Here is a 17,155-nt window from a genome sequence, read left to right as displayed (position 1 = left end):
GGCCCAATTCGGAAAAGTCATTTTTTAACTGTTGGGCATGGAGGGCAAACAGGTCATCTTTTGCCAATGTAGAAACCAGCAGGTCAGGGCCGGAGACCCTGAACGGGTTTATGTCATTGCCACCGGGTGCCACAATGTCCTGCAAAGACCCAAGCAGCAGACGAGTGAACAATGCTGCCATCGCGTCTAATGGCAGGCTTTTAACGTTACGGGCCAGCTGATAGCCCGCCTGCTGGATTCGGAAAAAATTCTCCTGCGCAAAGCGGTCGCCATAGGCCAGCAGGCCAACTCCAGACAACGGGTCTCCGATTGAGTCTGCACGGACAAAGGCGCTCATGTGACGCTCTGTTGGTATCCTGGCCTGTGTAAGAGACCGCTCGGCATCGGCAACCGGCAACGGCATCAACTGGTAAGGGGAAAAGTCATCACCGGTGTGTTGTTGCAGTCGACGGTTGTATTGCTCAATCAGGTCGGAGAGTGGCAGCCTGTTATTGTTTTCGATAAACGTACTAAGCAGTAAATTTCTGGCCCGGTCGAAAGCATCGTCACGATCGATACCCAAGCGCACATAATCCCTGCCGCGGGGCAAAGCGGGCAAGTTCCGGAGTTTTTTCACCAGCCCTTCTGTAACCGGAAGCTGGCGGGCCATTAACTGCCCCTGTTCGTCTTTCTCAAGTACCAGCTTGACGCGATGGTCTGACTGTGACCACAGGACATCGCCATCAACGGGCACGGTGCCGGTCCATTTGCGCCCAAGCTCATCAACCGCCACCAGGGCGTTACGGACACTGATTCGTTTTGTCCGGATTTCACCAAACAGCTTTCTGGCGAAAACTTCTACGGGGTAATGCTCCCCACTGGCATCAGCACCACAGCCCACCAAACTGACGGTATGGACAAACCGACCGCTGGTTAATCGCTTTAGCACATCGGCCAGTTGCTCAACCGTCTTCCCGCCCAGCAAAAACTGGTCGGAACCGGACTTTTCCCCCTGAACCTTACTGCCGTGGCCAACTACAATAATGCGGGTGTCGTCTTTAAGAAAATCAGCTTGCAATGCCTCAAGCTCAATGTCGTGTCCTGTCTTCGGATCAATCGGGGTTCCATCAGACTTTAGTCGTATAAGTTGGCTGAAATCGGGTTGGTATTTGTTGGCCAGATAAAGGCTGGCACTGGTTTCATTGTCGCTGTCACCCAGTTGAAGAATGACCTGGTTTTTATAACGGCTGTCTTGCTCAGAGGTCAGGGCATAACGCTCGGTTTTATCAGTTCCGGGTATCCAGCTACTGGGGCTTTCATCAGTATCGTCACTGATTAAATCAATCTTTGCTAATGGATTGATTTGCATGAAATAGGATTTTGGTTCAAAACCAAAAAGGTCTTTCCTTGAAAAAAAAGCAGACAAATAATTCGCGGAGACTGTTTGAAATCCATTCACCCCGGATATATACATTGTTGATCTGGAATGTGGCAGTATTCCATCTTTACGATAATTAAAAAAACTGTGGGCGATTTTCTGATCAATATTCAATTCCCTGGCGATTAATTTTGCAGTTTTATTTATATCGGTATTAGAAACTCTTAGTGGGTTGTCGAGATTTAAACGTTCAATCAATTGATAACGTTTTATAATATTTTTCTTAACTGCCTCGAGAACCTCGCTGTCAGGTGGCGCGATAATTAAGTTATTGTTGAGATGTATCTTTTTTTCATACCTTGATTTTATTTCCACTGAACCAGGAATAACCCTGAGCGAATCTTGAAAGACAAAAAGAGGTTTTTTGCCGTGATTGGCTATAGCTTCTTCAATAGCTTTTATTAAATCAGGGTATTCTTCCTTTATTCTGTCGTAGTATTTCTCTTCTTCCGGATCAGGTGTCCTGCCAAAAAACAGCTGTTCCGGCCCTTTCTGGGCAAGATAGTTAATAATTGCATGGTTAACGGGGTAACCCGGACCAATCAGCTCGCCGCCAAATAAAAAATATTTCGGAAATTTAATGTGTTTAAACAATTCCTTGTTAAAAGCAGGTAGTATATCAACATCCAAATAGACACCCCCTCCTTCCTTGTCTCTGGCAAGAACTTCCACTCTTACCAAATCTGCTGCTGCGGCTAAAATCCCCCTTTGCCCAAGTTCTTTCACGTACCACTTTCTCAGGCTGGCTTCATTGCCTGCCTGCCAGAGTGTATTGATATCTGCCAGCCTGAATTTACCGGAATCAGGGTTGCTCTTAAGTTTGGCCAGCTCGTCGCCAAACGTCCTGAGTTGCTTCGGGCTTTCTTCTTGTATTTTCTCTAACTCGCTTCGATCCATACCCAAATGGTTAACTAAAAACGCTTTTGCCATGTCGTCGAAGGTTTTACCCCGGGCGATGCCTTTTTTTATAGTGCTATAAGCCAGATCTTGCAGCTGATTAACACGTTCCACAAATTCAACCCTGGTATTTTCTTTTTTCAGGAATGATTCGGGTATTTTCTCAGCGGCAACAGCCTTAAGTATTTCCCGGGTAAGTATGGGCGCTAAAAACGCTTGTGGATCGTGCCAGAGCGTCAAAGACCAGGAGGGAACCTGTGAAGCCCAGATCTTGAGATCGTCTACAACACCTTTTTTGAGAGGACCAATCCAGATAGTGTGAAGCTTTTTGGGTACCTCGACCAAAGCGTCCAGCAGGTACTGTTTTATTGTGGCGACCAGGTGCGAGACGACTGCTTTTCCAAGAGCAGTACCGGGCAGGTTTTCCTGCATACGATAGACAAGGGCGTATTTTTTAAGGGCAGTCCCCTCTTGGCGAAACCGGTCAAATTGTGCAATTTTTTTCTCCAGCGATTTTAAATCATCTGAACTGAGAGCTCCCAGATGCGGCTTAAGGCTGCGCCTGAACATCTCCAGAGTCGGTATTGCATGATCGGGATTAACGGGCCCCAGCAAGCCACTGTTTTGTAACAGCGCAGAGGGCAGCTCCCGCAGTCCAATAGCACCTTCAGCAAACTGGTCTTTTTTAGGCAATCTTTCGACGGTGATGTCACCGTTACTGATGCGAAGTGCTTTGAGCTTGTCAGGTTTGTCGGCCAGTGACCAGGTCACCAGACCCGTCTCTGAAAGCAGGCCAACCCACAGACGTCCCCAGATATCGACTCTCAAAAGACCGTCACGGGCGGTCACTGTCCGGGTTTTTGTCGCTTTCAGGATATCTTTCAGGTATTGGCTGACAAGCCCGTCGTGATCGACACCTGAGCCAACCAGGTTAATGGTTTTAACCGGGGTATCACCGATCAATTCATTAATTTTTTTTGACAGGTCTGACGCGGTTTGCCCGCCCAGGGTAAATTCCCCGTCTTTGGATTCACCCAGGCCTACCACATGAATTCGGCTATCATCGCCCAGCAGTTTGCCAATATCGGCACTATTGATCTTTGCGCCCGTCTCGCCATCTGACCAATCATCGTTCTCAATGACCAGCCAACGGACTGAAGGCTCACTGCCTCCCGTTTGTTGGCGATTTTTATATTTGCGAAACAGGTAACGGCTGGCCTTGCTAATAGGGTTATCATCGCCAGACCCCATCTGGATAACCAGTTGTTGACGGTATTGGCTATGCTTCCGGGGATCTGTGTTTATATAGCGTCTGATATCATTTTCCTGATCCCGGGCAGCAGCCGCTTCGCTAGAAAGGGTAAAGTGATCTCCGGGAGACAATTGCAGAGCAGCCAGCAAAGCTTTGTAGCCTGCAGTCCAACTCATTGCAATCTTGCTTTCCTGCAGTGCGTTATCGCCATTCAGGATTCGATAGCCTTTCGCAAACTCTCGTACACCTCCGATTCGGTAATAAGCCAATGCCGCGTCAGCAATCCTTTCCCCGATTAAAAATGTTTCTCTGAGTCTGGCAGCATTCCAATTCGTCAAACCGGACACTTTAAATCGATCAACCTCTTCGAATTGTGATAAGAGGGTGTCATAAGCTAACTCTATGGTTGGGTTGCCCGGTCTTGCCGCGAAAAATAAACCCGGATTTTTTTCTGATGGCACGTAGGCCTGGTAGGGCATGACTTTAACTTTTCCCAAAGGCTTAAACAGTTGAGAGGGATCAGCATTTGCCACAAGCTGTTCAATGTCGCTCTTCAACCCAGGGTATTTTTCACCGAACCAGGCGATATCTTCTGAAACTTTCTGTTTAATGGCAGGGTCCTGATTATCAGGAAGGAATTCTTTGCCAAGCCTTTGGATGACCAGCTGTGTCTGTAATGTCTTTACCCTGTCCCAATCTGCTTTGCTGACGCCTGAATAATCAATACCCTTGAAAAGATCCTCATTCAATGCAGGCGAAAGCGACGTATCAGAATAAAGACCACCGAGAGTGCTAATCACCTTGATTTTCACCAGTGCGTTGGCCGCAGGCTGATGACCACGCAATCCCAGTTCCCTGTAATAGTGCTTTTTGGCTTTCTGACCATCTTCCCCGTAGGCACTGGTCCAGAGCTCATTAATATCTTTGAGGGAAAACTTGGCCCCGGGGTAAGAAGACGTTATTTCCTTTTCAAATTGCCGGAAGGATTCCAGCGTTTGGGCTTTTTGTTTGTCAATGTCCGTCTTGTATTTGAGATGGTCTATCAGAAAATCCTTCGCCGCCTGATCAAACAGCTGGCCACTTGCCATTTTTGGCTCTATGGCTTTCCAGGCCTCATCTTGTAACCTCATCAGTTCTTTCAGTAAATCCGATTCAAAATCAGATGGATTACCGGGATCGGACTGACCGGTCAATTTACTGGTCACAGATTCTTTAAGAGCTTCGGCGAGCACACCGGCGAGCATTGCATTCGGGTCATGCCAGAGGTTTATTCTTAAAACGGACTCTGAATTTGCTAAAATCCATGACCGGATATAATTCAGCTCCCCATCGGTTGGGTTAACGCTAACAAAATGCAGCCGTGGAGGGACTGACTTCATATTGCTTTCAAACCAGCTCCGGATGTCTGTAGCCAGTTTCGCAAATTTTACGCCGGTTTCCTGAGGGTGGTTCCCGATCAGGTCGGTGAGTTTTTCGTAGACCCTTAATGCCGAAGCAAAGGTTGATGGAGCATTCCCATGGCGAGAACTATCAAGGCTCATAAAAGATGAGAACAGGTCTTCAAAACGTCTGTTCAAGTCTGCGTTCAGGATGCGTTGGTACTGTAATATCGCTGCATATTCCATATGGAACGTCTTGGCGTCAGGAATCAGTTTGTCGATTAATTTCGAGTCTGAGCCCTCAGCAGGATCAGGATCGGCACGGCGAACCCTGTGTCTTCCCACCGGTTTGGTCATTTCCGGATACTCATGCAGTGGGGGTGGCTGAAGACCATCATTCGTTGTCATCCTGCCAATGGAAGCCAGTTGCAGACGATAGGTGCCGTTTTTGTCAGGCTCTGCCGTCAGTTCCAGATGACGTCCCAGTGAGCCATATCCGGTCACCGCCAGGCGCACGGATTTGCTGGTGTCTGTCGCTGTCGTTTGATTAAACCTTACCTGTACGGGCAGGGCTTCTTTGATCATTACCTGACGGGGGTCTACTACGGCTAATCTGTTCTGTCCGGGATAGTTTTCAGAATAGTCCCGTGGCAAACCGAGCTCAGTACGAATCCGGTTTTTGATCCTGTTGGCATCCTCTTCCGGCTTTATGCCGAGTGCCAGTTGGAATGCTTTCTTTAACTGAAAAAAGAACGAAACATGGTCTGACAGCCATCCGGCACCAAAGGGCACGCCCCCCCAGCCCGGATCAAAATGGATGAGCGTGAAGGTGCCGTTATTGACGGTTTGGTTGACGGGTGCAAGGGCAGTCCGGTTCTCTGTGGCAGGGTCATGGACGGTGTCATTTTCCGCACCATGTCGGGTGAGCAGGTAGGCCAGTGGGCCGGATTTACCGCCGGGAGACGCGCCATTGTGACCGGGGATGATCAGGCTGACATACTCTCCCGGAATCGTCCTGTTCCGTTCTTCAGGGGGCACTTCCAGCAAACCAATGTCGTGAATATCGCCAAGGGTGTTGGGCCTTATTGGGGAGGTTACATTGCCCGACAGCCTCTGGAACTCGTTGGTATTGTTCAACTGATGCCTGAACAGGTCGCTGGCGTCCACCAGTCGGCGCAGGTCACTGACGATGGTTTCGTTACTGGAACCGGTCAGGTAGTCCGGCGACAGGTAAACCCCTATCCAGTCACCCAGAGCCGTGAGGGTAAAGAACCGGCCCCGGATGCTGCTGGTGGTGTTGTCAAAGAACGGCACCGGTTCCATTTCGGTCAGGCCATCGTAGCCATCCTGTTGTGCCTCATCATTTCTTTTGAGTCGCTTAAGGTTTGCCAGGGCCGGATTGTCAGGGTCTTTAGCGGTCAGCCAGTCCAGGCTGTCATCAATAGCCCTGCGGAAAGCCCATTGTTCACTGCGCAATGATTGCTCGTTGTAAACCATGATGATGGCCTGGAGCAAGTCCGCCATTTCCCCAGCTGTAACGGTACTCTCCGTCAATGGTTGCTGGTCTTCCATGACTCTGGCAAGTGCTGACGCCAGCCCGTCATCCAGATACAGTTCGCGGACGGCATCAACAAAGTCTCTCGCAGTGCCGCCCCGTTTCCTGAGGTTATGGCGCTGACCTGCCACCAGTCGCTGGTAGACAACACCTGACTGTTGTGGCCATTGCCGGGCCTGATAACGTTCATCCAATCCATAATTCGGTTGCAACGCTTCCAGCCTGTTGCCAGTGATCCCCCACAGCTGCTCGATACCGGCCACAGCCACGGGATTGTCCGTCAGGGTCTCTCGCCATGTTGGTATCAGCAGGGCCGACAGTCCGCGCCCAAGCGCCTCGGCAGAGTGCCGGGAAAGATCGGCCAACCCCAGGCGAACCAGTGGTTGGCTGCCGTTTGTGAAAGTTGCGTCACTGTCAATGAATAATCGGTCGGACTCTGCCTTGATCAGAGGAATCTTGTGATCGGGGTTTGTCGATCCCACCGGATCACTGGCATCCTGAAGTCCGTGAAGAAAGGCCAGCAACTGTTCGTTAAAACCACCGTATAGAAACAGTCCGGCTAATGTCTCAAGGTCAAAAACCAGCCGCTGGAGAGTTTGTGTTGGATCCTTGTAAGCCAGTGATTGATAGCTTTCCACGTCAAGGGTTATGTCGACCAGCCGCAGTGGTGGAGCTGCGTCCCCCTGGGGGTAAACCCTGACACCTATTTCCGTTCCCTGTACGCGGGTACAGTAACCTGTGCCAAAAGCGGGAAAGGCCATTGTCTCGTTGATGCGTAAAAGCGGTGCGACGGGCGTGAAGGCAAAATAATTGTCAGGCACTGGCCCGGTGACATTGCCTGATGAAGGGGTTGCTTCGCTTGTAACATTGCCTGATGAAAAGCTCGGCTCTGTTTTGAGCCCGGCAAGCGTTCGATCAAGGTGGTTTTTGGAATGCCAGTGATAAGCCCTGAGTCTGGCACTCAGGGGGGTAGGGGGCTTGTCGGGGGGTGAGGCTTTGAACAGACCGGGAAGCAAAACCTCCAGCCAATGACGTGAAGCCGGAGATAATTTCTGATTCAACCACTTGGCAGCCAGCGTTTCAGCGATAAAACCGAGCTGTGTTTCAGTGGCGACAGTGGAAACCGCGTCATCAGGATGGGTAATGGGAGACTGGATAAAACCGCTACCATTCTCTGTAGCATCACTCTCTTCGACACCATCATGCCGTGCCTGAAATTCTGACCAGAAGGCATTGGGATCACAAGCCTCATAAACGACTATTGCCATGTGATTCAGCAAAGTGGCAACAAGCCGGTCAACTCCGGGAGTCTCTGCCAGACTGGCGGGTTTGCCAGAAGTCTGGGGTAATGATGATGGATTGATGATCGATTGCCCGATTAACAAAGTGACACCATCATCGTCATAAAAAACATTCTGACCCGCTAAGTCAGAGTCAGAAAAGATAATGCTGACATTCCGGTGTATGTGGTGCGGAAATAAACCTGACTGCTCAATCAACCAGAAGGCCCTGTCAATGGCTGTCCTGACGGTACTGATGTACGCAGGCGTGGCAAAAGCCGAGCCCGGTCGATTCATCGACAGACCGATTTTAAAAGTATCTGTGTCAACAATGGCGGAGTAAAACCAGCCATCGCTGGTCTCAAGCCACTGTCGTTCGGGAGGAGGATTGGGAGGAATCGTATCAGTTCGATTGGCAGGCATAGGGTAAGCTCTCCGAAACTGGCGAGTTGTTCGGGACTGGGCTGATTAAACCACCCTGCAGCGTTTCATTCAGTCTTACATACAATCTACCGTTCGCCGCTCGTATAAGTGCTATCAGCCAGCGCTTATCCTAGTCAAAGGTTGCGGAGTCGTCAGGTTTTGTGTCGTTTTATGGCTTGCTGACGGTACAAAAGACAAGTTCTCGCCACTGCGATTGCCCGACAGGGTACTGATTTCCTGCACCAGACGCTGGTAGTGTCGGTTCATTTCCGTATTCTTCAGTCTAGCTGTCACGTGTCGTTCAGTTTCTGCCTTGCCTGCTTCAACGTCGTTTTGCTCACCTCCGGTCAGACTGCTCAGGTAATTCAGCAGCCGTTGCCCCGTGCGAATGATCCTGTTCAGAAAGGGTAGAGTTTCATTACCTCCATCGACTCTGTCGGCCACGGCCAATTCACTCTCTGTAATGTTCTCATTCAGTGAGCGCTTGCTACGTGGCTGTGGGGTGTCCACTTTGGCATCCACTTTGGCAAGAACGTCGCTCTTACTCAACACCTTGTTATTGACGATCAGGCGCTCAATGGTCTCGCCTTCCTCGCTGAAAAAATCCAGCACCCAAAGGTGCTTCTGTCGGGACGAATCTGCCGGCGCTGTGCCATTTTTTCTGTTCTTCAGCAGGCTATCATTCGGTGCGATAGTCAGGATCAGATCCTCACCCGCTTTCTGATAGTGCAACGTCTGGCAGGGATGGGTTTCAACTTCGAGCTGGTCAGCTTTGCCAGTGGCATTTGATAAATACCATTGGCCACCGTTATGGATACCATTGTCAGCAAAGCGGTAAATGGAGCTCTTTTCATCCATTACATACTGATGTCCGGGAACCGTTTTCTGTAGCAATGAATAACCAGACCCCAGCCGTTTATCAATAAACGTCTTGTCATCCAGAGCCCCGTCGTCCAGCTCCAGGCTGTCCGGCCAATCATTGGCATAGACAAGGTGAGGGTTGCGCCAGCTGCCAATCCTCACCAGAGGGTTCGCACCGGATGCCATCATTTTTATGCCTTCAGGCGATGGGAGATGCTGGTTGATGATCAGTTGATCAACGGCTACATCATTGGTTTGGTTAACCGTCGGCTTTGGTATGTCAACGACATAACAGTTCTGCCCCCGAACTTTCCTGGGTGGCTTGAGGGCCTGCGCCGCGTAAACAGCCTGGCCATCCCGGTAGATGGTTAGAAACCCACTGTCATCTATGGTCATGGCCAGGTGTTGACGAGGAGAGGTGAAAAATTGCTTGACCCTGCTGTGAAAGACACTGGTACCATGCGTTAGCCTGATCTCCAGTCCGTCATGTCTCTTCAGGTTCAAGCTGATGGCATCGGAGCCGTCAGCCCCGGCAAAATGAATCAGTTTGACCTCGGCTGGTGCTCGACTGTCGGGGGGGAAGATCCGTCGCACCCGGGCCGCCAGGATAAAGCGGCCGCCGGTAACCGGAGGGGGCATCAGGCGCTTCAAACCTGCCGGACAGTGAGCCTGATCACTTCTGCCCGTGGCATGGTGTGTATTCGGCGAACGCCAGCTTGCTGCCTGCAAATCGATGAGGTTGACACCGCTCAGGTGAACCCGGTTAAACGAAGAGCGAGCAAAGAATATCTTTACTGTTTCATTTTTTTCTGTACTTTCCTCTGCATTCTTCAGCTCCAGGCTAACAAGGTTATTGCCGGGGCCGGGGTGTACACTGGCACCACTGCTTTTGAGGTGGAAAATATCATTTCCCGAATCCCCGAACAGCCCAACCCCCGGCTTGACAGTACCAGAAATGAAGAACACGTCATTACCTGGCCCGCCCCGCACCGGTGCCGTGACATTTTCCAGCCGGTAAGTGTTGTCCAGCCGTTTGTCACCCGCCAGCCTGGAGTAATAGTAATTCCGAAGTTTTTTGCTGGTCAGCACATTAGTTCCATTGTTGGCCGGATCAACCGTTACCAGACGCCAGAAATGCTCTGCCAGTCTGTCGATAAAGTGCCCGGTGGCCAGACTGCCATCATGACGTACACAACGGGGAACGTGCCGTAAATTGATGGTGAAAAATAACTGACCGTTATTCAGAACCTTCAGGTGGGCATAATTTCTGGTCAGCTGCCAGTCCAGTTTTTCGGGTTGTACCCCGTGCAATATCAGGCTATTCCCGTTGTCCCGGTCAATGATTCGGGTGCCATTGGCCTGCCGGTGGATAACGTAAATATCCGGGCCCAGTTTGCCGGAAAGAAGGTCAGGCCCCAGGTTCGCCACCATCCGGTCAGCTTTCCGACTGCCATAATGCCTGTTGTGCCCGGGTCCTCCTATGGTGGTGGTGATTGAGGTGCTGTTGCTGTTGCGCTTGATGCGTGTATCGTAAATATCGAACCGGTCATCACCGTCTCCGCCATCAAAGACAAGGCCAGCGAGGGCCGGAATGGTGAAAATATCGTTGCTGGCCGGGCCTTTGATAATCTCAAAGTTCTTGATAACGGACGGAAATGTGTCATAGGTGCCCTGCGATTCGGATGATCTGAGGGTAAAAGACCAACCCCCTTCGATGTGAGTATCCAAAGGGCAGGGCAGCGAGCCGTTCGGAGGACACGAGGGACTCGCCGGGACCAGATCCACAGACAGCCGGAGCCGGACAAATTCCGGGGCAAGGGTTGCCTGGCTGAAGTCGATTGTGTCTTTTCCCGGGCCACCGTCCAAGTGGATAAACGCCGGCAGCTTTAGCAGGAAAAGGTAATCATCCCCCCCTCTGCCATCAAATTTAAAGAGGGAACCTCTGGACACATAAATGTCAGCGTCATCATCACCGGAAAATAGCAGGTTGTGGTCATCTCCGGTGTCCTCCAGGATAAGGTTCCTGACCGTTAAACCTTCCTTCAGGTCAACCGTTACATCATCACTAACGGGCCATTTAAAGAGCAGCGTATTGGCGCCGCCGCCCCCGTCCAGGAAGGTGCCATTTTGCCAGGGGGCGTTAAGGATGATCCGGTCGTCTCCGTCCCCCATGCTCACCTTGTCCAGGCCGCCCCCGGTGCTGAAAATATCCGTACCATTGCTGCCAAAGAAAGTATCATCGCCCGAAGTCCCGGCAATCTGGTCGATCCCTTTGAATACCGTCTGGTGATAACGCCAGCTGTCCGTTACGTCAGTATTTCGCCATCGGGTCTGTGCGATCCCCTCCGTGACGTTGACGGTCATCCCATCCAGTTGATAGGTTGAGGCGACTTTGATACTGATACTTCTGGAGCCTTTCCGCAGGAGCCGGACATCGTAAAATACAGAAGACTTGTCGTGTATTAACTGGTTGTGTCCCTCATTGGCAGCAATAACGGTGGTATTGCCCATGCCGACAATGAACTGGTTATTCCCTCCCATATCCTTCAAAATGTCACGCCCCCCCATGCCAAGCAATACATTATCTGTGAAGGGGTTGCCTGTTAGCCGGTCATTGCCCGGGCCGCCGACAACGATGGGGATGCCAGAGTGTGAGGCTGATGACAAGTCAAGGTGAACAGCCGGTAAAACCACAGAGCTGCTGAATGCCTTGGAGGTCTTGCATAGCCTAAGAAAAGTTGTGTCCCTGTCAAAGGTATGACGTATCTCGAGCATGGTCAGGGCTTGTGCCATTGGCTGACCGGGGAACAGTTCGGCCCATTTTTTTGAGACCGGTTTTAACTCTGATACCGTATGGCGACCGTGATGTTGTCTGCGACCGTCTGCATGGGTTTTAACCAGTTTTAAAGTCAGTATGTGCCGCGGTCTTGAAGAGAGAACGAGAGGACCGTTCTCGACCGGGTGCAGATACTTCTTCATGAGAGGGGTGACGCCTTCAAAGAGCACCTGCTGTTCGCCCGGCTTCAGGGTCAGCTTGCGTAAAACACCACTGTGGGGGGTGCATGTGGAAGAGTCGAAACGAAACTCAATCTCCAGCCTGACATTGTTGCTTTCCCGACTGCCAATCCGGTGCAGGCCGGCGCCCAGGTTTTTTCCCTCATCGGCAAGGCTCTTCAGTTCAGCTTCGTCACGCCATTTGGCCGGGGGGAATTCACCTAAGGGTTTTTCAGGATAGCGATTTAAGAATGCCAGCATCTCCCCTGTGGAAAAGGTGTAGTCCTCCACTCTCTTTTTGACCTGGCAGGGTTCCCTGTCTGAATCAACATAAATCGAGAGAGTACTGTTCCTCAGGCGGGTCAGGGCCTCGGTCATTGGCAGGGAAGGGGGGTTGCCTGCCGCTTGCTCCCAATAAAGGATAACGGGGTTGGCTTGTACTGTTTCGAAATGACGTAAACCATCAGTGTGAAAGTCAAGGGTGACGCTCTGACGCGGTATTTCAGGGCTAAAAAACAGATTCAGGCTCTCGTCAAAAGAATTGATGGTCAAACTGGCCTTTTGCGGGTCACGGCACGATTCACCCGATTTTTCCCAACGGATGACCAGCACGGGCCATTTTCCTGTTGGCGGCTTCTGGTGTTTATGACCGTGAATGCGGTGGTTGCCAAGATCGCTGCCACGACGCAGCCAGAGGGTGTCCGAATGAGTGCCTGTGTATACCTCGTGCCTGCCCTCACCCAGTAATACCGTGTTAAAGCCACTGCGTAACCGGACAGACGTTTTTCCGCCGTTGGCGGTCACGGTGTCGTTGCCGCCCCGGACATCCAGGGTATTGGTGCCATTGGTGACCACGAAAACGGTATTACGGTGGTCTCCCAGGAGGGTGTCATTGCCCGGGGAACCCTGGATGACCTCCACCTCTGTCAGCTGCTCTGCTGGCTGTAGGCCATAGAGGTTCCGGTGGGTGAGGTCCAGTTTAAGACCTTTTTTCCTGAGACGGTAAGACACGGTGTCCGTGCCAGGGCCTCCATGGACCTCGTTCAAGCCATCACCCAACAATGCCAGGTCATCACCGGATCCCAGATGTATCCAGTTAATCCCGGTGCCATTGCCGGCATGGACAAAATCGTTCCCGCCCAGGGTAAAGGCCTCATTTTTACCACTATTGAAATAAATGTTGTCGGGCTGAAACGTCCCGATCGCCCTCAGACCCTGCTCTGACCCCACCACCGTTTCAATGCCGGTAACGGTCCCCCCGGTTTCCAATAGCTGACACAGGGTTGTGTAAAATACACTGGACTCATTGACTTTCTCCCTTCGGCTGCGCTCCCTCAGTCCACGCTCGCTGAAATAGTACAAATCCCCGTTTGATAGCAGGTAAAGGCCTGCTGTTGATAAATACATATGGCCTTCTTGTGTGGGCCCTCCCCAGTGATAGGCGTGTTTAAAAAAAACTTCGCCCACGTCAAAGTATTCCTGATGGCCGTATTTATCAGAGACCCGTTTTACGTTCGTGTGCTTTTCGTCATAACCCGTCAGCACACGTTCGGAGATCAATCTTTTGTGAATTTCTTTACGTTGGTAGTCCGCTCTTATCTCTGACAGCGAGGCAATATAAAGTTTGTTTGGGTAAAGATCGCTCTCAGGGTAGTTGTGGCGTGGGTTGATATCAAAACCATTATCCGGTACGCCAAAGAGACTGAAAATAGCGCCTCCCGGCGTTTCCCTGCCATCCGGTGCATGGCGTTTAAGATTGTGGTATTCCAGGTATTCAGCAAAACGGCTACGCCATTGTCCGCTTCGCAGGTGAACCTCGAATAATGCGACGGAGTCGGTCTGGCGAAGGTGAAAGTACTTCATACCCGTTTCCAGAAAGCCGCCAAAGAAGTTAGTTTTAGGAATCTTGATCTCGGTTGGCATAATCAGGGTGTCATTGCCAGGTCCCCCGATAATGATCCCCCGACCTATACCCGGTTTAAACCGGTCATTGCCTGCACCATCAACCTGTTTGATACGGCCAAGGTCATCCAGGAGAAGATCATGACCGGAGCCACCGTCCTGTAGCCTGCCGTTAATGAGGGTGTCGTTGCCCGGTCCGCCATAGCCGACCCCCTCATGGGGCAGACGCAGGACATCGTTGCCTCTACCGCCATAGGCCACCCCTGACTCGCCAATCCAGATATCGTCATCACCAGGCCCTCCATACGCTTTCCCGGTCTTTTTAATCCGGATAACATCATTGTCCCTGCCCCCGTATACTTCACCTGTCTCAAGGATCAGCTGGTCATGGCCTGATCCGCCATGGAGCTCCCCCTCGTCAGCGACCAGGGTGTCATTGCCACCTAAACCATAAAATATCTTGAAGCCTTTCTTGCCCACCATATGGTCTGCCAATTTTGTCCCTGCCTTTGCTCGTTTCCGGTTGGTCGAGTCCAGAAAGGCAAGGCCTTTTTTGGTCCCGGACAGTGATCTTTTCCGGGATATCAACAGTTCTTCCAGGTTTTCCTCAAACTTTCTCTGGTCAAGAAACTCAGTGGCATCGGCGTGGTACTCAAACCTTGAAAATCCTTTTTCTTCAAAGGACCCGGCCATGTCGTCAATGTATTGATTGAAGCCATCGCTGGCCAGTATTGCCTCGAACTCCTGGTAGGCATTGTTGGGCGGCATACATTCTGCGATGGCGGTCTGAATCCAACCGAGTATCTCGCTGATCAGGTCTACGAGAATACCCAGCTTGGGACAGATAAAGTCCAGCGCCAAACCCAGTACATCAAGGCCAATGGAAATCGCACTCAGGGCTATCATGACCCTGTGATAACCGACCTGAGCATGGTTGCCACTCTTTCTTGCTTCTTCTGCGGACTTTTCAGATGCGGCTATCGAAACCGCGGCACTGGCAATGCTAATGGCATTGCCAAATCCCGGCACCATTGTGGTCGCGAACCTTGAGGCCCTTGAGGCTCTGGTGGTGGTCTTCATGGTCTTGAGAGTGGTGGTGCCTGTTGTAACGGCTTTGCCAATGCGTTTGCTGCCGCTCAGCAGCCAATGGGCGGTCATGGCCGCACTGTAAACTGAGCCGCCAATCGACAGACCTGCCCCGGCATAGGCCAGGTTCCTGGTTTCATCAGACAGTGCGTCTCCGTATTTCTCCAGGTTTTCGAGGGTCTGAATACCACTGACAAGGCCAGCCACGGACATCCCCGAGCCGTAAGCCCTTCTGGAGCGCACGTATTTTTTGCTATTGCTGATTTTCCCGAGCGTGTTGGTAAATTTTTGCCACTTACTCTTCGGCTTGCCTGATCTGATATCGTTCGGATCAGCACCATCCCCGCCGGTCCTGAGCTGTTCCATGAATTCCCGGTTGCCAAGCAGCTTTCCCTTTAAATAGCGGGTGTCGTCGGCACTGTAGCCCGAGTCATTGAGCAAAGTGACCACCCGGTCAATGGCTTGCTCTGGCGTCAGCCCCTGCCGTTCCCGAAGTGTCTGCCGGAAGAGGTCAAGAAGCTTTTTGCGGAACTCCGGGGTGTCCAGAGGGTCTTCAGTGGCCACCGCCGCAAAGCGTCCCTGTTCCAGTAGCAGGAAGGCGTCTGCCAGCAACCCTTTGTCTCCGGCAGCCTGCCTGACCCTGTTGAAGCGGTCACTGACCTCAATGTCATCCAGGTGCCCGCTGACCCGGTCCATCAGGGCCATTATGGTCCTGGTCGGTCCGGAACCGTCGCACAGCACGCAGTCTGCGACAGGCAGCCTGGTTGCCTGGCCGTCTGGCAAACCGGCCTTGTCCAGATTCTGCAGGGCCTTGTCGAAATCGCGGTTGCTGATATCAACGAGCCCCGCCATCCGGTCAACATCAATACCACTCCTGAGTGCGGCAACGCTGTCAGCAACCTTCTGGCGAATCTCCCCGGCCAGAAGGCGGGCTTCGGAGGAACCCTCCCGGTTCAGTCTGTCCGCCAGCCCGATAAAACTGGTCAGACGTTCCAGCAGGCCGGAGACTGTCAGCTTGCCCTGTTTAACCATGAACTCGCTGACCAGCACATCCGGCGACAGGCTGTCCACATCCTTTGGCAGTCTGATCCGCCTCTGTTGCAGAGCGAGGAATGATTTTGCCTGATCTTCCGGTGTCAGTGCTTTACCCGCTTGCAGTAAGGCCAGTGCTGCCGCTGCGGTCAGCGGGCTGGCAGTGCCATTGCCCAGCACCAGTGTGCGTTGGGCAGGCATCAGGTAGGAGGCATCGGCGGTGATTGAGGGGTCGGTGAACACCTGAACCGTCAGGCCGCCAAAGGTCACTGAAAATTCCCTTTTCCCGGCCAGGTTCAGTAGCCCGTTAAGCCGCTGATAAAGCTCGGGGGAAATCCTGTCAGGCAGGGAAGCCAGCGCGCTGACCTCTACCATAAGCAATTTCCCGGCTATGGTCTCTGCCAGGTCTGCCGGGATGGCTGACTGCCGGGTATATTGCAGGAACTCCCTGGCAAAGCGCTGCCGGGTAGCCGTGTCCATCTTGTCAATAACGGTATTAATCTGACCGGTAGCGTCAATGGCCTTAAGTTCATCGAAAGTATCATAAGAGTCCGCCAGCTGTGACAGGTAAGCCTGTGTGCCCGAAGCGTTTTCACCCGGATTAAGGGGTTGCCGTAATAACTTCTTCAGGCCTTCCTGTGACTGGGATGACAGGGTTGGAAAAGGGTTGCCCGGACCTGCCGGGGTGATTTTTATATAACGGCTGTCACCGTCTGCCATAACGACACGCCGGGGACTGCTGGCGAGGGTTGCAATGGTCTTGTCCTGCCCCGGCAGAGCTTGCACAGACCTTGGCTCGTGCGGGTTAACAGGTAACTGGAACGGCTTTCCGACATCCCGTCGCAGTTTTACTGCCTCATTGAATACGGTGCGCACATCCTGATTCATATTAGCCAGCAGGCCAGTATCAAAGCTCTCCCAACCCAGCCCCCGGGCAACCTCTGCGCAGGCGTTTTCCAATGAGGCGGCCCAGGTTTTTTTCGGTTTCGAAATCCCACCTGAAAGAGCGTTAAGGTTTTTGATGACACGGATGTCGCTGTCAGGCAGTATGGCCGTGACTGCATCGGTCACTCCCTG

The 17,155-nt window shown here is 52.0% G+C and carries 2 protein-coding genes; both read right to left on the bottom strand.

Going from position 1 to position 17,155, the window contains the following annotated elements; genetic code table 11:
- Positions 1–8,203, bottom strand: an 8,203-nt coding sequence (locus KDK16_RS03415; RefSeq protein ID WP_257274694.1) for a TcdA/TcdB catalytic glycosyltransferase domain-containing protein, incomplete at its 3' end; no start/stop codon positions are given.
- Between the two features lie 114 nt (positions 8,204–8,317).
- The gene (locus KDK16_RS03410; protein WP_257274693.1) at positions 8,318–17,149 is read right to left on the bottom strand and encodes a calcium-binding protein; all 8,832 of its coding nucleotides are present in this window, start codon (positions 17,147–17,149) and stop codon (positions 8,318–8,320) included.
- Between the last annotated feature and the right edge of the window lie 6 nt (positions 17,150–17,155).

Source organism: Endozoicomonas sp. SESOKO4, from assembly GCF_024606275.1.
This window is presented reverse-complemented; position numbering and strand designations above follow the sequence as displayed.